This is a genomic window from Arthrobacter sp. YC-RL1 (assembly GCF_001454985.1).
Classification (GTDB): Bacteria; Actinomycetota; Actinomycetes; order Actinomycetales; family Micrococcaceae; genus Glutamicibacter; species Glutamicibacter soli.
The window spans coordinates 2,403,637-2,421,376 of record NZ_CP013297.1 but is presented as its reverse complement, the minus strand read 5'-3'; the positions used below and the strand labels follow the sequence as shown (position 1 = coordinate 2,421,376).

Annotated in this window: 18 protein-coding genes and 4 tRNA genes; 15 read left to right on the top strand and 7 right to left on the bottom strand. The window is 64.3% G+C overall.

Annotated elements, in window-relative coordinates; genetic code table 11:
* Positions 1-68: 68 nt before the first annotated feature.
* Positions 69-1,925 (bottom strand): ABC transporter substrate-binding protein, encoded by a 1,857-nt coding sequence (locus ATC04_RS11190; protein WP_047118850.1) that lies wholly within the window; start codon positions 1,923-1,925, stop codon positions 69-71.
* A 177-nt stretch (positions 1,926-2,102) separates the two neighbouring features.
* Positions 2,103-3,035: a 2-hydroxyacid dehydrogenase gene (locus ATC04_RS11185; RefSeq protein WP_047118851.1), complete on the bottom strand. Its 933-nt coding sequence runs from the start codon at positions 3,033-3,035 to the stop codon at positions 2,103-2,105.
* 172 nt (positions 3,036-3,207) lie between these two features.
* Between ATC04_RS11185 and ATC04_RS11180 the strand changes: the two genes are divergently transcribed.
* Positions 3,208-3,280: transfer RNA gene (locus tag ATC04_RS11180), tRNA-Lys, on the top strand.
* Between the two features lie 47 nt (positions 3,281-3,327).
* Positions 3,328-3,400 (top strand) — tRNA-Lys (locus ATC04_RS11175).
* Positions 3,401-3,532: 132 nt separating this feature from the next.
* On the opposite strand, the gene ATC04_RS11170 is transcribed toward ATC04_RS11175, so the two are convergent.
* On the bottom strand, positions 3,533-4,345 hold the full coding sequence (locus ATC04_RS11170; RefSeq protein ID WP_152666817.1) for a hypothetical protein: 813 nt from the start codon (positions 4,343-4,345) through the stop codon (positions 3,533-3,535).
* 129 nt (positions 4,346-4,474) lie between these two features.
* On the opposite strand from ATC04_RS11170, the gene ATC04_RS11165 reads away from it, so the two are divergent.
* The 5 genes from ATC04_RS11165 (at position 4,475) to ATC04_RS11145 (ending at position 6,771) form a co-directional block, all read left to right on the top strand.
* The gene (locus tag ATC04_RS11165; protein ID WP_047118852.1) at positions 4,475-4,954 is read left to right on the top strand and encodes a hypothetical protein; all 480 of its coding nucleotides are present in this window, start codon (positions 4,475-4,477) and stop codon (positions 4,952-4,954) included.
* A 263-nt stretch (positions 4,955-5,217) separates the two neighbouring features.
* Positions 5,218-5,290 (top strand) — tRNA-Lys (locus ATC04_RS11160).
* Positions 5,291-5,354: 64 nt separating this feature from the next.
* The gene (bcp, locus tag ATC04_RS11155) at positions 5,355-5,849 is read left to right on the top strand and encodes a thioredoxin-dependent thiol peroxidase (RefSeq protein WP_047118853.1); all 495 of its coding nucleotides are present in this window, start codon (positions 5,355-5,357) and stop codon (positions 5,847-5,849) included.
* A 90-nt stretch (positions 5,850-5,939) separates the two neighbouring features.
* Positions 5,940-6,024, top strand: a tRNA-Leu gene (locus tag ATC04_RS11150).
* 156 nt (positions 6,025-6,180) lie between these two features.
* Positions 6,181-6,771: a MarR family transcriptional regulator gene (locus ATC04_RS11145; RefSeq protein ID WP_231735966.1), complete on the top strand. Its 591-nt coding sequence runs from the start codon at positions 6,181-6,183 to the stop codon at positions 6,769-6,771.
* Here the strand turns inward: ATC04_RS11145 and ATC04_RS11140 are convergent.
* The gene (locus ATC04_RS11140; RefSeq protein ID WP_047118855.1) at positions 6,768-8,246 is read right to left on the bottom strand and encodes an SDR family oxidoreductase; all 1,479 of its coding nucleotides are present in this window, start codon (positions 8,244-8,246) and stop codon (positions 6,768-6,770) included. The two genes, ATC04_RS11145 and ATC04_RS11140, sit on opposite strands and share 4 nt — an antisense overlap.
* The gene (locus ATC04_RS11135) at positions 8,243-9,055 is read right to left on the bottom strand and encodes a hypothetical protein (RefSeq protein ID WP_047118856.1); all 813 of its coding nucleotides are present in this window, start codon (positions 9,053-9,055) and stop codon (positions 8,243-8,245) included. The genes ATC04_RS11140 and ATC04_RS11135 overlap by 4 nt, the downstream gene beginning before the upstream one ends.
* A gap of 111 nt (positions 9,056-9,166) precedes the next feature.
* On the opposite strand from ATC04_RS11135, the gene ATC04_RS11130 reads away from it, so the two are divergent.
* From ATC04_RS11130 to idi, 8 genes are all read left to right on the top strand, one after another.
* Positions 9,167-9,673: a MarR family transcriptional regulator gene (locus ATC04_RS11130; RefSeq protein ID WP_052772320.1), complete on the top strand. Its 507-nt coding sequence runs from the start codon at positions 9,167-9,169 to the stop codon at positions 9,671-9,673.
* Between the two features lie 7 nt (positions 9,674-9,680).
* The gene (locus ATC04_RS11125) at positions 9,681-10,775 is read left to right on the top strand and encodes a polyprenyl synthetase family protein (RefSeq protein WP_052772321.1); all 1,095 of its coding nucleotides are present in this window, start codon (positions 9,681-9,683) and stop codon (positions 10,773-10,775) included.
* Positions 10,776-10,777: 2 nt separating this feature from the next.
* A complete protein-coding gene (locus ATC04_RS11120) occupies positions 10,778-11,755 on the top strand; it encodes a squalene/phytoene synthase family protein (RefSeq protein WP_082123860.1) in 978 nt (325 codons plus the stop codon).
* Entirely contained in the window at positions 11,745-13,343 is a 1,599-nt protein-coding gene (gene crtI, locus ATC04_RS11115) for a phytoene desaturase family protein (protein ID WP_047118857.1), read from the top strand. The genes ATC04_RS11120 and crtI overlap by 11 nt, the downstream gene beginning before the upstream one ends.
* On the top strand, positions 13,340-13,687 hold the full coding sequence (locus tag ATC04_RS11110; RefSeq protein ID WP_047118858.1) for a lycopene cyclase domain-containing protein: 348 nt from the start codon (positions 13,340-13,342) through the stop codon (positions 13,685-13,687). Before crtI ends, ATC04_RS11110 begins: the two co-directional genes overlap by 4 nt.
* The gene (locus tag ATC04_RS11105) at positions 13,677-14,024 is read left to right on the top strand and encodes a lycopene cyclase domain-containing protein (RefSeq protein ID WP_047118859.1); all 348 of its coding nucleotides are present in this window, start codon (positions 13,677-13,679) and stop codon (positions 14,022-14,024) included. Before ATC04_RS11110 ends, ATC04_RS11105 begins: the two co-directional genes overlap by 11 nt.
* Positions 14,021-14,881: a prenyltransferase gene (locus tag ATC04_RS11100; RefSeq protein WP_047118860.1), complete on the top strand. Its 861-nt coding sequence runs from the start codon at positions 14,021-14,023 to the stop codon at positions 14,879-14,881. The genes ATC04_RS11105 and ATC04_RS11100 overlap by 4 nt, the downstream gene beginning before the upstream one ends.
* Positions 14,882-14,960: 79 nt before the next feature.
* The gene (gene idi / locus ATC04_RS11095; protein ID WP_047118861.1) at positions 14,961-15,482 is read left to right on the top strand and encodes an isopentenyl-diphosphate Delta-isomerase; all 522 of its coding nucleotides are present in this window, start codon (positions 14,961-14,963) and stop codon (positions 15,480-15,482) included.
* An 83-nt stretch (positions 15,483-15,565) separates the two neighbouring features.
* Here idi and ATC04_RS11090 read toward each other — a convergent pair whose 3' ends face one another.
* Positions 15,566-15,955, bottom strand: coding sequence for a hypothetical protein (locus ATC04_RS11090; protein ID WP_152666818.1), 390 nt, complete (start codon positions 15,953-15,955; stop codon positions 15,566-15,568).
* Positions 15,956-16,046: 91 nt separating this feature from the next.
* Positions 16,047-17,558, bottom strand: a complete 1,512-nt coding sequence (locus tag ATC04_RS11085; protein ID WP_047118863.1) for an EAL domain-containing protein — start codon at positions 17,556-17,558, stop codon at positions 16,047-16,049.
* Positions 17,559-17,740: the final 182 nt, after the last annotated feature.

Sequence of the window (17,740 nt, the reverse complement as noted above, 5' to 3'; positions counted from 1 at the left end):
TAACCCAGAGTAGACCTATATCCCCGCCGGTTAGAAATCCTTAACTGACTCAGATGGGTCAGTGGTGGCTAACTTGAGATAGCCGGTGAATTGCTCATCTGCGCATCGGCGTAGCACTCGTTGAGCATCGGCGAGGACGGGTAGAAGGCCACGTTCGGGTTGAAAGCCAGCGCCGAAATGGGGAATACCAGTGGAAGCAGCGGCAGGTCGTAGTTCAGCGTCTGCAGGATTGCGGCATAGGCGGCAGTGCGCTCCTCGCCCCGATCCAGCGAGCGGGCGGCGAGGATTTGTGAGTCAAGTAACGCCGAGCTATAGCCGAATTCATTGGCCTTGCTGGACAGGATGCCCGATAGGAAATCATCCTCGCTGCGATAGCCGCCGGAATAGCCCAGCAGGTGCAGGCCGGTGAACCGGTTCGAGCGCACGGTATCCACGTAGCCTTCGGTCCACGGAATCGGGCGCGGACGGATCCGGATGCCGACCTTGGCCAGGTCCTCGGCCAGCTGGGCGAAAACGCGCTCGGGCAGCGGCAGGTAGTTGCGCGAGACGCGCAGCGGGTAGGCGAACTCGATCTCCTCGCCCCGGTAGCCGACCTGTTCCAGCAGCTTGAGGGCGGTGTTCTCGTCGTGGTTGTAGCGCGCCTCGGGTTCCGGCACCGACAGCGCCGGCGGGATGATGCTCGCCGCGGCCTTGGTGCCCTGGATGAATAGCTTGCCGGCCAGCTGGCCGCTGTCCACGGCGTGCGCGATGGCCTGGCGGAACTCGCGCTTGGCCAGCCACTTGTTGCGCAGGTCCATGCCCAGGTAGAGCACCGAGAACGGGTCGCGCTGCACCACCAGCTTGGCGCTGCGCACCAGGTCGCGCATGACGTCCACGGACACCAGGTCGAAGCCGTCGATCTCGTCCGCGCTCATGGCGTTCTCGCGGTTGTAGGGGGAAGGCACGGAGGAAATGAGCGCCACCTGCGGGTGCTGGCTGTTCGCCTCAAGGCGTCCGCGGTTCCAGTAGTCCTTGAAGAGCTCCAGCCGCACCGTCTGGTCCTTGTGCGAGATGAAGCGGTAGGGGCCGGTGCCCATCGGTGCGGTCAGCAGGGACTTGGCAGGGTTCGCCTTGGGTCCGCCGGTCAGCGTGGACGGGGCGGCGATGGCCATGCCGGGCAGCGACAGCGCGTCGATCAGCATGGGCAGGCGGCGGCGCAGCGTCAGCGTCACCAGGTACTTGCTGGTGGCCTTGACCGAGCCGAAGTAGCTGGCGCTGCCGGCGGAGGACTTGCCGGTGAACAGCTCCTGCTCGAAGATCGGCTTCAGTGCCGCGAGCTGCTCCAAGCGCTGCTGTTGCGCGGCCAGGTCGCGTTCGGTGGGTGGGTTCTCGTCGTCGACCTTGAGCTGCAGGTCCTTTTCGGAAGGGAGCTTGGGGATGTCGTCCACGTGGTGGAAGACGTCGGTGAAGCCCTGGCTGGAGTAGTCCGAGAGCTCCCGGGGCAGCGAGGCCCAGCGGGTGAAGTTCGCAACCACCGCTTCGGCGTCCATCTCGGTGCCGTCGTGGAAGAGGACTCCCCGGCGCAGGGTGAAGGTATAGGTGAGCCCGTCCTGGGACTGGGTCCAGGATTCGGCCAGACCAGCGATCGGGCTGCCGGTGTTGGCGTCGATGGAGATCAGCGTTTCGTAGATCTGCCGCGAGATGCGGAAGGACTCGTTGTCACCGGTGATCGCCGGATCGAGTCCCGACGGGGGAGCGGGGGCCGCCAGGCGCAGGGTGCGCGGAACCTCGGCGGCCGCCTCGGTGGCCGTCGGCGAAGCTGTCGCGGAGCTGTTCGGCGACGGGGTGCAAGCGGTGAGGGCCAGGGCTGTGCCCGCCAGGGTGCCGGTCAACAATGCGCGTCGTGAGACGAGGTTTTGCGGCTTTTCGGGCACGATGCGGCTCAACTTCCTAATCTGGCAGGCAGGGCTCCCCGAGGCGCACCGCGAGGGCATTGTGCGAGTGCGCAAAGACTGCGGGATGCTCAGGGATATCTATCAAAGATAGCGCAACGAACTGGCGGCACCCCGTGAACCTGCCCGGGATGCCGCCAATGAGATCAAAATGTTAGCAATAGCTCGTGGCTAGGGGCGGTGCACCAGATTCTCGCCGTCCTGCCCCTGGGACCAGGCCTGCAGCTGGCGCTTGAGCAGCTTCACCATCCGCGGGAAGAACGCCTGGGTGTTGCCGCCGTTGTGCGGGGTGATCAACGCATTGGGGCACTTCCACAGCGGGTGGTCCGACGGCAGCGGCTCCGGGTCGAAGACATCGGAGGCGACGTTCAGTCGTCCGCTGGAGACTTCGGCGACCAGCGCGTCGGTGTCGACCACCGGTCCGCGGGCGACGTTGACGATGGTCGCCCCGTCCGGCAGCTTCGCCATGAGTTCGGCGTCGACCAGGTGATGGGTTGAGTCGTTCAGCGGAACGATGAGGATCAATACCTCGATCTGGCCTGCGAAGTCGGCCAGCTGCTCGGTGCTGTAAACCTCTCCGTGCTCGTCGGTGCGCGCGGTCGAGCCGAAACGCAGCAGGTTCACCTCGAAGGGGTCCAGCCGCTTGCGGATTTCCTCGCCGATGCCGCCGACACCGACAAGGCCGACGGTGCGGTCGGCCAAGCCCGGCCAGCGCATCGGATTCCACTGTCCCTGGTCCTGATCGCGGACGGAGGTCGGGAATCCGCGCAGCGATGCGAGCGCCAGCCCGAGGGCGATCTCCGCGGTCGCTGCGGCGTGCACGCCCGATGCGGTATTGATTTTCGCGCGATCGCCGATCATGTCGACCATTCCGTCGTAACCGGTGGTCTGGGTCTGCACTACCGAGACATTCTCGGCTCTGCGGACATTCTTCAGGAATTCCGGATCTGCCATATAAGGGAAGATCGCGATGTCGATGTCTTCCAGCGGTGAATCCGGGTCTGATTCGAGGTCCCAAATGACCGGTTCCAGGTTCGCGGGCAGTTCGCCCACGGCGTCGAGCAGATCTTGGGTGGGGAAGGAAACCGTACGTTGGGTAGTCATGAATTCACTCTACAAAGTCCGTCGTCGCGGTGGTAGTAACCCCTAGTCATCTCATGTAATGTAGCTCACCGCCGAAAAGAGGGCTCTCGATTTGCGCGAAGCTCAAAAGCTGGTAGAGTTTTATCTCGTTGCGAAAGCGCGAAGCCCAAAAGCTTCTAGAACATCGCAGCGGGCGCCTCTAGCTCAATTGGCAGAGCAAATGACTCTTAATCATTAGGTTCCGGGTTCAAGTCCCGGGGGGCGCACGAACAATTTCTTTGTTCTAGAAGTCATTGTTTACACAAATGAATATGCGCCTTTAGCTCAATTGGTAGAGCAAATGACTCTTAATCATTAGGTTCCGGGTTCGAGTCCCGGAGGGCGCACAAGCAAGGTCAGACTTTTGGTCTGGCCTTTTGTGTTTTCTAAAGCTGCTCGTCGGTCCACTACTCCGGATCTCCAATCGCTGGGAAGATCCGGAGCGGAAGTTTCATGAATTTGCCCGAATGTCTCGCGGCTTATGAAAAGTAGCCGCTAACTCCGACGACATATTCAGAGCATTCGTGACCGTATATTTTGGTTGAGAAAGACACGCTTTCTCCGTCCGCCACATCTTGGTCGCTTTCTGCGGCGTAGTCGGTGGATTGATGCGCCATCTTTCCATCGTCGAAGCAGTAGAAACTGACACTGTAGGGTCCGGTCGCAGCTGCGCCTGTCCTGTTCGTTGCGCTACCTACAATCGATTCCCCGATAAAGTTGACCTCATCTATCGCAAACGGGGCAGTGTTGTAGAAGCTGGTGTCTGCCGGAGAAGTCTTGGCCTTGAATTCATAATCGGTGCCCTTTGGGAAATCCTCGGCATTCTCAAAGTAGATGTAGGCCAGCCCGACTTCGCCAGGCTGTATCTGTGACGGCGTCGTTCCCTGGCTAGTCCCGCTACCGACGAGGGAGCCCTCGCTTCGTGCAGTGGCGGACCAGTCAACATGGGAAATTGCTTCACCGGTGTTATTCCTGAATGCGAAGAGGAGTGTGCCTTGTTCTTTCAGAAGGGGGCCGACTTTAACCACACCGACTTCGCCTGGATTTCCTTCGTCGAATTTCGGTTTCGCGGGGCCGCCTAACAGAGGGGAGTCGTTGAAAGCCAACGGCTCGATTGAACTCTGCGCCTTCGCTTCGGCACTTGCTGAAGTTGGGGCGGCGGATGAACTTTGGGTTTGGGAATCCTGCGACGCAGTTTCATTCGTCGATGACCCGCTGGCACAGGCAGACAACAAGAGCGTCGCGCTAGTGATAGCGAGGAACGATTTAGTTTTAGTTAGTTTTGATGGCATTTAATCAGATTATCAGGGTTACTAAACTGGATAGTATTTAGTGACGATGTTCAATCCGTTGCGGGCTCTTACCTTAGCTGTAACTTCATTTTGGTTACCGGGATTGGTTTATCATGCCAAAATGGGCGTATGAAAAAATTTGCTTCACTCTTCATTGCTACATTGCTTCTGACATCCTGTGCGCAGGTTAATGATGACTCCATGTCGAACTCTCCAGCGCAGGCAACTGGATCCGACAATGCGGCGGCATCCGCTCCCGGGGCGACTATGAAAGCCTTGGATCTGACAGGCAAGTGGAAACAGAGCAATTCGAACAGCGATGAAGACTTCATGGTTGCGGAAATAAAGAATGGTGTAATCAGTGTTGATTGGAACCTCGCAAGTGAAGATATGAAAGCCGTTTATTGGATTGGTTCATACGAGGCACCGAAAGGTGGCGAAAATTCCTATTCGTGGACCTCTAAGCGCGACAAGGAAAAGACTGAAAGTGCCTTGTTGGCCGCAGGGAGCGACACTAAGGAGTTCACTCACGAAGGCGACGTAATTAGTTTCGAGGTCTCGATTCAGGGAACAACCAAGACAATCAAGATGGAGCGGGCTAAGGGATAACTGCGCCAACCGGCCCATCTCGTCTATTTGAAGAGGTGGCTGGATGATTTCACCCATGCAACTGGGGCATGGTTGGTTCGGGGTTAGATTTCTAGAGTGACATGGATTACTTCACTGCCGTCAATCTTGCAAGAACCTACTCTGACTAGTGTCTTCTGTAGTCGCGATTGCGGATTTGCTGATTTTTGATTTTCTGCGACTTCTGCGTATGATTATCTACGTCGCAAAGACCGGTTCGAAAATAACTAGTCAGAGTGAAGTTAGCGCCTTTAGCTCAATTGGTAGAGCAAATGACTCTTAATCATTAGGTTCCGGGTTCGAGTCCCGGAGGGCGCACAGCAGATCCGGCCTGATTCATCAGGCCGGATTTTTTGTATAGCTACGAAACGAGGTTTAACCGATGAGCACCGCCGCAGCACCAACCGAACGACTCTCCGTCGGAGGTCTGGCCCCGAACTTCACCCTGAATGACTCGAACGGCAGCGCCGTCTCGCTGTCCGACTACCGAGGCAAGAAGACCATCGTGTACTTCTACCCGGCCGCCTCCACCCCGGGCTGCACCAAGCAGGCGTGCGACTTCCGTGATTCCATCGAGTCACTCACCGGCCTCGGTTACCAGGTGCTGGGAATCTCCCCGGACGGCGTCGCCAAGCTTGAAAAGTTCGTGGCCAAGGAAGAACTGAACTTCCCACTGCTCTCCGACGAGGACCACGCTGTCGCCGAGGCCTATGGAGCCTGGGGCGAGAAGAAGAACTACGGCCGCGTCTACGAAGGTTTGATCCGCTCGACCATCGTGGTGGACGAAGACGGCAAGGTCCAGCTCGCGCAGTACAACGTGCGAGCCACCGGGCATGTCGCAAAGCTCCGCCGTGACTTGGGAATTGACCCCAAGTAATAGCCGGTGCAGTCGATTTCTTATCGACTGGCACTTCCGCTACACTAAATGAGGTCGTCATTCGGAAATCCGTTTTCCGGTGTAGCGCGAGCGAGTATGGCGGAATTGGTAGACGCGCTGGATTTAGGTTCCAGTGTCTTCGGACGTGAGAGTTCAAGTCTCTCTACTCGCACCAATGAAAACCCTGCGAACCGATTTCGGTCGCAGGGTTTCCGCATTTCACCGCAGTCTTCAGCATGCCCGGTAGCCTCAGGGCTTACCATCGAAGAAACGCCGGTAGGCCGCGGCCGAATAGGAGACTGCGCGGGAAATGAATTGGATAGGGGGAACGGTGAACGAGCGAAAGCTGCCCACGATGTATGGTCTGGCGGAATCCGACCCGGACCAGAACCTGATCAAGCGCGAGGGAGTGAGCCCGGAAGACTTGGAGCAGATCGACCGCATCATGGCCGAGATGGGACGCATGCGCCAGCTTGAACGCCAAATCATGCGCAATTCCCAGAGCTTCATGAAGCTCAATGAGACCGACATGCGCGCCCTGCGCATGCTGATTTCCGCCAAGCACGCCGGCACCGCAGTCACCCCCGGCCAGCTCGCCCGCTATTTGGGTATTTCCAGCGCTTCGGTCACCAAGATGATCGACCGGCTGATCGAGGGCGAGCATGTCGCACGCCGCCCGCATCCCACCGACCGCCGCTCCTGGTGCATCGAAGTCACCGGGCCGACGCACCTGATGGCCCGCCAGCAGGTGGGGCGCCACCATGCGCAGCGGTTCGAGGTGGCGCGGGAATTCACCGACGCCGAGCGCGAGGTGATTATCAGGTTCCTTGCCCGGACCTCGGATGCCATGGAGGACAGCATGAACGGCGCGCAAACCGCTCTCGATGATCAGGGCAAGGAACCTGAAGCCGGTCAATCCTAGGGGCTCGTTCCCTCGGCCTGCTGCACGATGCTCTTGAGCATGCCGGAGAAGATGAATGCGTGGAACGGGCTCACCGACCACCAGTAGGCCCGCCCGGCCAGCCCGCGGGGCACGAAGATCGCCCGCTGGGTGACCTGGACCCGCTCGCCGGGCCGCTGCTCCAGGCGGAATTCAAGCCAGGCCTGGCCTGGAACCCGCATTTCCGCGCGCAGCCGCAGCAGTTGGTTGCGTTCCAGCGCTTCGACGCGCCACCAGTCGACGACATCTCCCAAGGCCAGCGTGCTGCGCGAGCGGCGCCCGCGCAATAGGCCCACCCCGCCGCTGAGCTTGTCCATCAGCCCGCGGATCCGCCACAGGCTCGGGAACACGAAATAGCCTGATTCCCCGCCGATGCGTCCGATGACCTGGTAGAGGTCTGCGGGATCAGCCTGTGTTTCCATGGTCCGCTGGTCGATGTAGATCTTGCGTCCGGCCCACTGCGGATCCGAGGGCAGCGGCTCGGCCGGCGCCGAGACCGGATGCGCGGTGGCCCAGCTGGTCTCCACCGAATCGGAGGCGATCTTCTCCAGGGCCAGGCGCACCGCGTCCGGGTAGTCGGTCAGTCCGCCCTCGGGCGGGGGGATCAGCTGATCGATGCGGTGCGAACCCATGACGCAGTCGTGCTGCAGCGAGCCGACCAGTGCGGTGGCCAGGGTGTGCGGCAGGGGAGTGACCAGGTTGACCCAGTGCGACGCCAGCTGCGGGGTGAGCACCGGCAAGGCCCAGATCCTCGGCTCGCGCAGCCCCGCCACCTTGGCGTAGATGCGCATGAGGTCCGCGTAGCTGTAGGCGCGCGGCCCGCCGATGTCGAAGGTGTCGTTCACCGGAGTGTCCAGCTCGGCGCAGGCAGCCAGATAGTGCAGGGTGTCGCGCACCGCGATCGGCTGCACCCGGTTTTTCACCCAGCGCGGGGCCGGCATCACCGGGAGCACGTCGCTCAGGTGGCGGATCATCTCGAAGCTTGCCGAGCCTGACCCGATCACCAGCCCCGCCTGCAGGATCAAGGTATGAAGCCCGTCCGGATCCGGGTTCCTGTCCTGGAGCACCTCGCCCACCCGCACCCGGGATGCGAGATGCTCGCTCAGTTCGCCCTCCGGGTGCAGTCCGGAGAGGTAGATCAGCTGGGCCACGGATTCTTTCCTGGCGCAATCGGCCATGGTCTGCGCGCAGCGTTCCTCGTCGGACATGAAGTTTTTGGTGCCGGACATTGAATGCACCAGGTAGTAGACGGTGTGGGCCCCGCGGCAGAATTCGGCCACCGCGTTGGCATCCTGCAGGCTGCCCTCGACCACCTCGACCTGGTCCCGCCACGGCACATCGCGCAGCCGCTGGGCGTCGCGGGCCAGCACCCGGACGCGGTGTCCTCGGCGCAGCAGCAGCGGAACCAGCCGTCCGCCGATGTAGCCGGTGGCTCCGGTGACGGCTATCAGCTTCACGGCAGGCTCCGTTCCTTGCGGGCGCGCACCGCGACGGCGAGCGCCGCCAGCAGCACCAGGCCGGCGATGGCCAGCGCCGAGATGCCGACGAGCGTGGATTCATTGGTTCCCGACAGCCGGCTGGCCCCGATCCATGCCAAGCCCCAGGCGATAGCCGCCGCGGGAGCCAGCTGGCCCCGGGTGTAGCCGGTCAGCGCCACTGCGATGGCGGCGGCCACGATCAGCAGGACGATTGCGGCCGCAACGGGCCAGGAGGCGTTGGCGCCGATTCCCAGCGAAGAAAGCCACGCGGCGGTGTTCGCCAGGCTGGCCACGCAGACCCAGCCCAGGTACACGCCGAAGGTGATCCACATGATCCAGTGCTCAGTCCGCGTCGCGCTGCCGTGGGTGCGCAGGAGCATGGCGACCCAGACCAGCGACGCCAGCAGGATGAAGATGACTGCGACGCTCACGGCGAGCCATCCGGCCTGGGCGGTCAGGATCCAAGCCGCGTTCAGCAGGGCCGACAGCGAGGCCGGGCCGCGCAGCCGGTGCAGGGTTTCGGATCGGGTGCCGGCGGGAGTGAATTGGTATACCGCGAAGACGGCAAGGCCTGCATAGACCAGGGACCAGATGGAGAAGGCGGGGCCGGCCGGTGCCAGCAGGGTGGCATCCGCGCTGAGGTATCCGCCGGCGGCATTTTGGATGGGGGTGCCGCCGGCGGCGCCGCTGCCCAGGAATGATCCGTAGATGGCCAGCGCAATGGCGAGCGCGGTGCCTATTTGGGCCGCCAGGACTGGCCGGCGGGGGACTGCTATCGACTGCTGCATGATCCATCTCCTTGGGTGTCAGCTGAGAAACTTTCCGGGAAGAGTCGACAAATCCGAATACTTAAACCATGATGTATCTAGACAGGCTAAATATCAACCAAGTGAGATACCATGCCAGAGAATTCACAAGTTCCGCCCGACCCTCAGGTCTCCACCGGGGACCTCTTCCGGCTGGTCCAGCAACTGTGCCTGTCCTACGACCTGGCTCAAAATCGTTACCGTTCCCAGCTTGAGCTCAATGATTCCGACCTGCGGGCACTGAACCTGCTGCGGACGGTGGATCCGGTGAGCCCCGGGACCCTGGGGCGCTACCTGGGCCTTTCCTCGGCCGGCTCAACCACCGTGCTCGACCGGCTTGAATCACGCGGATTCGTCTCCCGGCATGCGCATGGCGCAGACCGCCGCCGAACCGTGATCGGGCCCGGGGCCAACTATCCGCACTGTACAGGTCCGGGGTTGGCGCTGCTGCGCAATCTGCATAGACTCTGTGAACAACTGGACGAGCCCGGCCGCTCCCGGGTTGCCGACTTGCTGCGGCAGGCCAGCGAAGAGCTTGCCGCATCCTCCCTGCCGGCCGCCGGGCCGGCACCGACGCAGACCGATGAACCAGCGAAGTAGGGACACCATGACCACACATGCAGACCGCACGGACACCCAGCCGGTGCAGCGCAGCGTCGCATTCGCCGATGACGCAACGCTGTCGGAAATTTCCGGCCATCTAGGACACCTCACCGCATCGGCTCGCCAGCGGACCGCCAACTACTCGCGGCACGGGGCGCAGCTCTGGGACCAGCTGGGCGAGCGGCTGGCTACCGGCAAGCTGGCCAGACCCGGCCTGGTGATGCTCGGCTACGAGGCTTTTGGCGGGCGCAACCGCCGCCGGGCGCTGGACCTGGCCTGCGCGTTCGAGCTGCTGCACAACGCGTTGATCATCCACGACGACATCATCGACCGAGACTTCCTGCGCCGCGGGGCGCCGACCATCTCCGCGGTCTACCGCGACGAGGCGTCCGGCTACGGGCGCAGCCGCACCGATGCCGAGCACGTGGGCAACAGCGCCGCGCTGATCGCCGGAGACCTGCTGCTGACCGAAGCCATCAAGGTCGCGGCCCGGGCCGCTGCGGGCCTGGACAACGAGGAGCAGGTCGAAGCCTGCTTCTTCCAGGCCATCGAGCAGGCCGGCGCGGGGGAGCTGGAAGATCTGCTGTACTCGCTGCACCCGCACCCGGCCACCACAGCCGATGTGCTGCACATGGAGGAGCTGAAAACCGCCGCCTACTCGTTCCAGCTGCCGCTGCAGGCCGGAGCGCTGCTGGCCGGGGCCGATGCGCTGCAGGCGCAGCTGCTCGGAGCCATCGGTTCCAAGCTGGGGGTCGCCTACCAGGTGATCGACGACGTGCTGGGCACCTTCGGCGATCCGCAGGATACCGGCAAGCCCGTCGATTCGGACCTGCGCGAATTCAAGAGCACCATCCTGCTTTCGCTGGCCGCGGAGAATCCCGGTTTCGCGGTGCTGCTGCATGAATTCCGCGCCGGCAACGTCGCAGCGCAAGAGGTGCGCCAGGCGATGGCCGAGCAGGACGCGGAGGCCTTCGCCCGCCAGCTGGCCCGCCAGCTGTGCACTTCAGCCACCCGTTCGGCGGCCTTTTTGCGCCTGCCCGAAGACGCCCAATACCGGCTGCACCACTGCACCCGGCTGATCCTGGAAAGGAGCTGGTGAGCATGGCCGCGGCCCGCCCCACCGCCCTGCAGACCTACTCCCGCGCCGCGGCCCGCAGCGCCCGGCTGGTGCTCGGGGAGTACTCCACCTCCTTCTCGCTGGCCTGCCGGATGCTGGATGCCGCCAGCGCCGCGCATATCGCGAACATCTACGCCTTGGTCCGCCTCGCCGATGAGGTGGTGGACGGCGTCGCCAGCCAGGCCGGCCTGAACCCGCAGGCGGTGGGCGACTGCCTGGACGAGTTGCAGGCGCAGACGGCCCTGGCCCTGCAGCGCGGCTACAGCACGAATCTGGTGGTGCACGCCTTCGCGCTCACCGCCCGCGAGACCGGCATCACCGAAAGGCTCACCGACCCGTTTTTCGCCTCGATGCGCGCGGATCTGAGTGTGCACCGGCACAGCGAGCAGAGCCTGCGCGAATACATCTACGGCTCCGCCGAGGTGGTCGGGCTGATGTGCCTGCAGGTGTTCCGGGCCATGCCCTCGGCCCCGGCCGAAACGCCCGCGCAGGCGCAGCTGGCCGAGCGTGCCGCGCGCAGCCTGGGCGCCGCCTTCCAGAAGGTGAACTTCCTGCGCGATCTGGCCACCGACAGCCGGCAGCTGGAGCGCGTGTACTTCCCGGGCATCGATCCCGCGCACTTCACCGAAGCGCGCAAGCGGGAGCTGGTGGCGGACATCGAGACGGACCTGGCCCATGCCCGCGCCGGGCTGCCCTACCTGGCGCCGGCCGCGGCCCGCGCGGTGCGCATGGCCCACGACCTGTTCGCCCGGCTGAACCGCCAGCTGGACAAGGCCCCGGCAGAGCAGCTGCTCACCGCGCGCATCTCGGTCTCCGCACCGCGCAAGGCGCTGATCGCCGCCCGCGTGCTCGCCACGGGGCACCGCTGGCGCGCCCCCGACCCCGAACCCAATCCCGGGCCCGCCGGGCAAGCCCCGCACGTGGCGCAGCTTCCGCTGAGCGGGGGACCGCATGCAGCCTGAACCCAAGCACGTCGTGGTCATCGGCGCCGGATTCTCCGGCCTGGCCAGCGCCGGCCTGCTCGCCGCGCGCGGCCACCAGGTCACCGTGCTCGAACAGCACGAGCACGTGGGCGGGCGCTCCGGGCGCCTTGAACGCGAGGGCTTCCGCTTCGACACCGGACCGTCCTGGTACCTGATGCCCGAGGTTTTCGAGCACTGGTTCGCCCTGATGGGAAGCAGCGTGCCGGAGCAATTGCAGCTGCGCCGGCTGCCGGTGGGCTACCGCACCTTCTTCGAGCACGGCGCCGAACCGGTGGACGTGGGCACCGGCCAGGCGGCGCGCGAGCTGTTCGAGCAGCTGGAACCCGGCAGCGGCGCGAAACTGGAGTCCTACCTGGCCCGCGCCGCCACCGGCTACCAGCTGGCCTTGGAGCACTTCCTCTACGACGACTTCCACCACCCGCGGAGCCTGCTGCGCCCGGGCATCCTCAAGCACCTGCCGCAGCTGCTTCCGCTGCTGGCCGGCAGCCTGCACGGGCACATCGCCCGGCGCTTTTGCAGCACACCCGCCCGCCAGATCCTGGGCTACCCGGCGGTGTTCCTGGGCTCCAGCCCGCGGCGCACCCCGGCGCTCTACCAGCTGATGAGCCACCTGGACCTGAGCCAGGGGGTGCAGTACCCGCTGGGCGGGTTCGCCGCCGTGGCCGACGCGATGGCCGACCTGGCCCGCAGCCACGGGGCACGCATCGAGCTCGGCGCCACGGCCACCGGGATCGACACCGGCCAGAATCGTGACGGACACAAGCCTGCGGTGCGCGCGGTGCGCTGGATCGACGCCGAAGGCCGGGAACAGCACACGACGGCCGACGCGGTGATCGGGGCCGCCGACGCCCGCCACCTGGATTCCACGCTGCTGCCGCAGCAGCTGCACACCCACACGGCCAAACGCTTCGAATCCCTGGACCCGGGCCCCAGCGCGGTGCTTCTCTGCTTGGGAATCACCGGCACGCTGCCGCAGCTGGAACACCACAACCTGCTGTTCACCAAGGACTGGGACGACAACTTCGCCCGCATCCGCGAAGGCCAACCGCTGCGCGGGGAAACCAGCATCTACGTGTGCAAACCCAGCGCTACCGACCCCGGCGTCGCGCCGGCCGGATGCGAAAACGTGTTCATCCTGGTTCCCGCCCCGGCCGCGGCCGCCTGGGGAACCGGCGGACCCGACGGGCAGGGGGACCCGGCCGTGGAGCAGGTCGCGGACGCAGCCATCGACCAGCTGTCGCGCTGGGCGAAGATCCCGGACCTGCGCGAGCGGATCATCGTGCGCCAGAGCATCGGCCCCGAGGATTTCGCACAGCAGTACGGCGCCTACCGGGGCGGAGCCCTGGGCCTGGCGCACACCCTGCGCCAAAGCGCCATGTTCCGCCCGTCCAACCGCAGTTCCACCGTCGACGGGCTCTACTATGCAGGCAGCACCGTCCGCCCCGGCGTCGGGGTGCCCATGTGCCTGATCAGCGGCGAGCTGGCGGCCAAGGCCGTCGAGGGGATCAGCGCCCCGGGCGCGCTGGACCCGGCAGGCTTCGCGACCCGGGACAGGACGGCCCCATGATCTACCTGCTCATTCTGATCGCCCTGCTGGGTTGCATGCTGCTGTGCGACGCGAAGGGCAAACTGTTCATCTTCCGCCACCCATTGCGCGCGGTGATCGCCCTGGCCGCGGGCACCGGCTTCTTCGCCTTCTGGGACGTACTGGCCATCGAGCGGGGCATCTTCCTGCACCGCGAGTCCGAGCTGATGACCGGGCTGATGGTGGGGGACCAGTTCCCGCTGGAAGAAGTCTTTTTCCTGCTGTTCCTGTGCTATTCATCGATGATCGTGGTCACCGGCTGGCCGGTGGCCACCACCTGGCTGCGCCGCACACTGCGGCGGAAGGGAGCGGAGAATGTTTCTTGAACTCAGCCTCTGGTTCACCGCCGCCGCAGCGCTGACACTGGCCGCCGCCCTGCTGGTCCGCCGGATCCCGTTGCGCCGGGTCGCGGGCCAGCTGGGAGCGGCGCTGGCCGTCATGGTGGTGCTGACCGCCATCTTCGACAACCTCATGATCTACGCCGGGCTCTTCGACTACGGCCAGCACACGCTGACCGGCGTGCGCATCGGCCTGGCGCCGATCGAGGATTTCTTCTACCCGGTGTGCGCGGTCCTGTTCGTCTCCGGGCTCTGGTGGCTTCTCTCAGCCGCCCCGCGCGACCAGGACACGAGACCGGAACCCACCGCGAGGAGCGCACGATGATCAAGGAACTGCTGCTCACCTCCCGCCCGATCTCCTGGGTGAACACCGCCTACCCCTTCGCCGCCGCCTACCTGCTGGCCGGCGGCGGAATCGACTGGAAATTCGTGGTCGGCACGCTGTTCTTCCTGATTCCCTACAACCTGCTGATGTACGGGGTCAACGACGTGTTCGACTACGAATCGGACCTGCGCAACCCGCGCAAGGGCGGTGTCGAGGGCGCGCTGCTCGCGAAGGAATCGCACACGGCGGTGCTGCGCTGGTGCCTGCTGACCACCGCGCCCTTCGTGCTGGTGCTGGCGCTCGCCGGGACGGCTGCTTCGAACCTGGTGCTGCTGGTGTCGCTGGCCGCGGTGCTCGCCTACAGCGCGCCGAAGCTGCGTTTCAAGGAACGCCCGGGCCTGGACTCGGTGACCAGCGCGGTGCACTTCGTCTCCCCGGCGGTGTACGGCTGGGTGCTGGCCGGCACCGCCCTGGGCGCCGCGCAGTGGCTCGTCTTCACCGCCTTCCTGTTGTGGGGCATCGCCAGCCACGCGCTGGGGGCCATCCAGGACATCATCCCGGACCGCGAGGCCGGGCTGGGATCCATCGCCACCGTCAGCTCGGCAAGGACCACGCTCTACCTGGTGCTCATCGCGTACCTGACGGCGGGCATCCTGCTGTTCGCCTCGCTGGACGGGCTGCCCGCGCTGGCCGGCTTGCTGGCCATTCCCTACGTGCTTAATGTCCTGCCCCACCTGGGTGTCACGGATGAGACCTCGGGGAGCGCCAACAAGGCCTGGAAGCGGTTCTTGTGGATCAACTACGTTTGCGGGTTCCTGCTGACCATGCTGATCATCGCGGTGCTGAGTTTTGGGTGAGCTACGCGGTACCGCCGCGTCCGGCAGCGCTGGCGAGCCCGGGCCCCGTGGCCGCGAAAGCTCGGGTACGGTTGAGATCATGGACGTAATCCTGCTTTCAGAGACCGGCGAACCCATCGGCACATGTCCCAAGGAACTTGTACACACTACCGACACGGCCCTGCACCAGGCGTTTTCCTGCCATGTTCTCAATACCGAGGGACAGGTGCTGGTCACCCGCAGGTCGCTGGACAAGAAAACCTGGCCCGGGGTCTGGACCAATTCCTTCTGCGGCCACCCGCAGCCCGGCGAGTCCTTCGAGGACGCCATCAGCCGCCACGCCCAACGCGAACTGGGCATGAAGATCAGCGGCCTGTCCGTGGTGCTGCCCGACTACCGCTACCGGGCTGTTGATGCCTCGGGCATCGTGGAAAACGAGATTTGCCCGGTGTTCACCGCGGTGATCGACTCGGAGCTGGCTCCGGCGCCCGATGAAGTCATGGACTACCACTGGGTGGATCCGCTGCAACTGGGCAGGGCCATGACCGCCACCCCCTGGGCGTTCAGCCCGTGGCTGGTCACGCAGGCCCCGGACATGGACCTCTACGGCCTTCGCGGCTAAACCGCCATTACTCCGCCGTGCTTGCAGCCGGGCCCCGGACACGACGTCCAGTCGTGTCCGGGGCCCAGCGGCGTTGCGGCGGTTCAGCGCTGGCCGAGGTACGCCAGCGCGGCGGCCCGTGCGGTGAAGTAGTGCGAGGTGATCGCGTCGTCCAGCTCGGGCAGGATGAAGCCGGCAAGCACCTCGTCCATCAGGCTCTCGCCCAGGAAGGCCAACCGTGTGGGTCGTGAATTGGAGGACAGGACCCCTGCGACCTCAGGGCAGACATTGCTCAGGCCCGAAACGTTGATCAGCACCCGCGCTGGATGGCTGCCCGAATGATGCTGCAGGCTCTGCACCAGACGCGCGGTGTCGTCTGCGCCGAGGCTCATGCCCGGGCTGAAGGTGACTTCGAGAAGTTTTCCCGGTAAGCGCGTGATGCTCCACGCCCGCGCGGACGTGCCGGTCGCTCCGGCCATTGATGATTGATTCATAGATCCCCATATGCTCAGTGTGAACGGGGCCCCGCCGGGTGCCGCGAGTGCGAGTCAGGCCACCGGGGGATTGCTCCCGCATATGCCTAGTCTACCCACGCTCAGGAGGGAGCGAAGCACGTTTCGCCGAGGCGCCGACGTGGTAGCCCTGCGCTGTGCCCACTCCCAGTGCCCGCAGCGCCTGCGCCTGCTGGTCGGTGCGCACCGCCACGGCAATGCAATCCAGTGCCAGGGCATCAGCCATGGCCACGATCGCGCGCAGCACCTCGTGCTTGACCCGATCCGTCTCGATGCCATTGGTCAGGGACTTATCGAGCTTGATGCCGCCCAACGGCAGTCTCGCGAGATAGCCGAAGGACGAGTATCCGGCACCGAACTTGTCGAGATACACCTGGATGCCCAGCTCCCTGAGCTTGCGCATGGTGCGCAATTCCGCGCCGTCTTCCGAGATGAAATGCCCCTCGGTGACCTCCAGGACCAGGTTCGCGGCGGGCATTTGCAGTGCGGCCAGCTCCTCGCCCAGTTGCGCGGCGAACGCATCCTCCCGCAAGGCGATGTGGTTGATATTCAGATGCAGGCGGCAGTCCGCGGAAATTTCCCCGCTGCGGCGCCACGAGGAGAAATCGTCCAGTGAATTGCGCACCATGCGGTGGCGCACCGCCGGCAGCAACCCGGACTGCTTCGCCAGAGGTACAAAGATCTCAGGCGGGATCAGGCCTTTCTCCGGATGATCCCACCGGGCACGGGCTTTATACGCCAGGACGCGTGAGGTTTCAAGATCGACGATCGGCAGGTAGTCCGCGTAAATCTCCTCGGTGCGCACCGCACTGCGCAAGTCCGCGATCAGCCGGGACTTGGTGACGCGCTCAACGAGCATGTGCTGCGCGAAACGCTGGACCTTGTCGGTTTTGGAACGTTTGGCCTCGTACATGGCGGTGTCGGCCTGCTGCATCCATTGCTCGGCATCCAATGACGCATCCGCCTGGGCGTAGCCGATGCTCACCCCGGGATTGATGACGATTGACTCCAGAACCATCGGCTGGTTCAGCTCGGCCAGCAGCCGTGCGGCAAAGCCCGGGGCATCGGAGGAGTCCAGATGCACCAGCAGCGCGAATTCGTCCCCGCCCAGGCGCGCCGCGACATCGGTGTCGCGCACGATGCGCCGCAGACGGGTGGTGATCTCCTGCAGGACCAGGTCGCCCAGATGGTGGCCGTGGGTGTCGTTGATGAGCTTGAAGGAATCGAGGTCCAGCACGAACAAAGCGCTGGCAGGCTCACCGCGAGACACCTCGGCAAGCTGGGAATCAAGATGCCGGCCCAGCTCCGCCCGGTTGGCCAGCCCGGTCAGCGGATCGCTGTAGGCCAGGATCCGCAGCTGCTCTCCGGCCGATTCGAGCTGGGCGGTGCGCCGGACCACCTGTTCGTCGAGCCGGCCATAGAGTTCGGACAGCCGCGCGGACATGGCGTTGAACCCCACGATAATCGCATCGATGCCGTCGCGCCGGCTGCTGGGTTCCAGAAACGTCCTGAAATCCCCGGTAGCGGTGCGAAGGATTGCGTCGATGAGCTCTTTGATCCTCGGGTCATCGGCCGACTCATGCACAGGTGCGTCCCTTCATTGTCCGGCTTGTGTCCAAGCCAACTAGAGTTCTAGCACATTATTTTTTGTTTTTGCCCATAACGGTCAGTAGTTTTAGAGTGCGGAGTTTGACAGGCCGGTCCGGAAACGGTTCCGGCGGCAGCCACGACGTGCACACTGCTCTGGGGATTGCAGCACGCTGGATC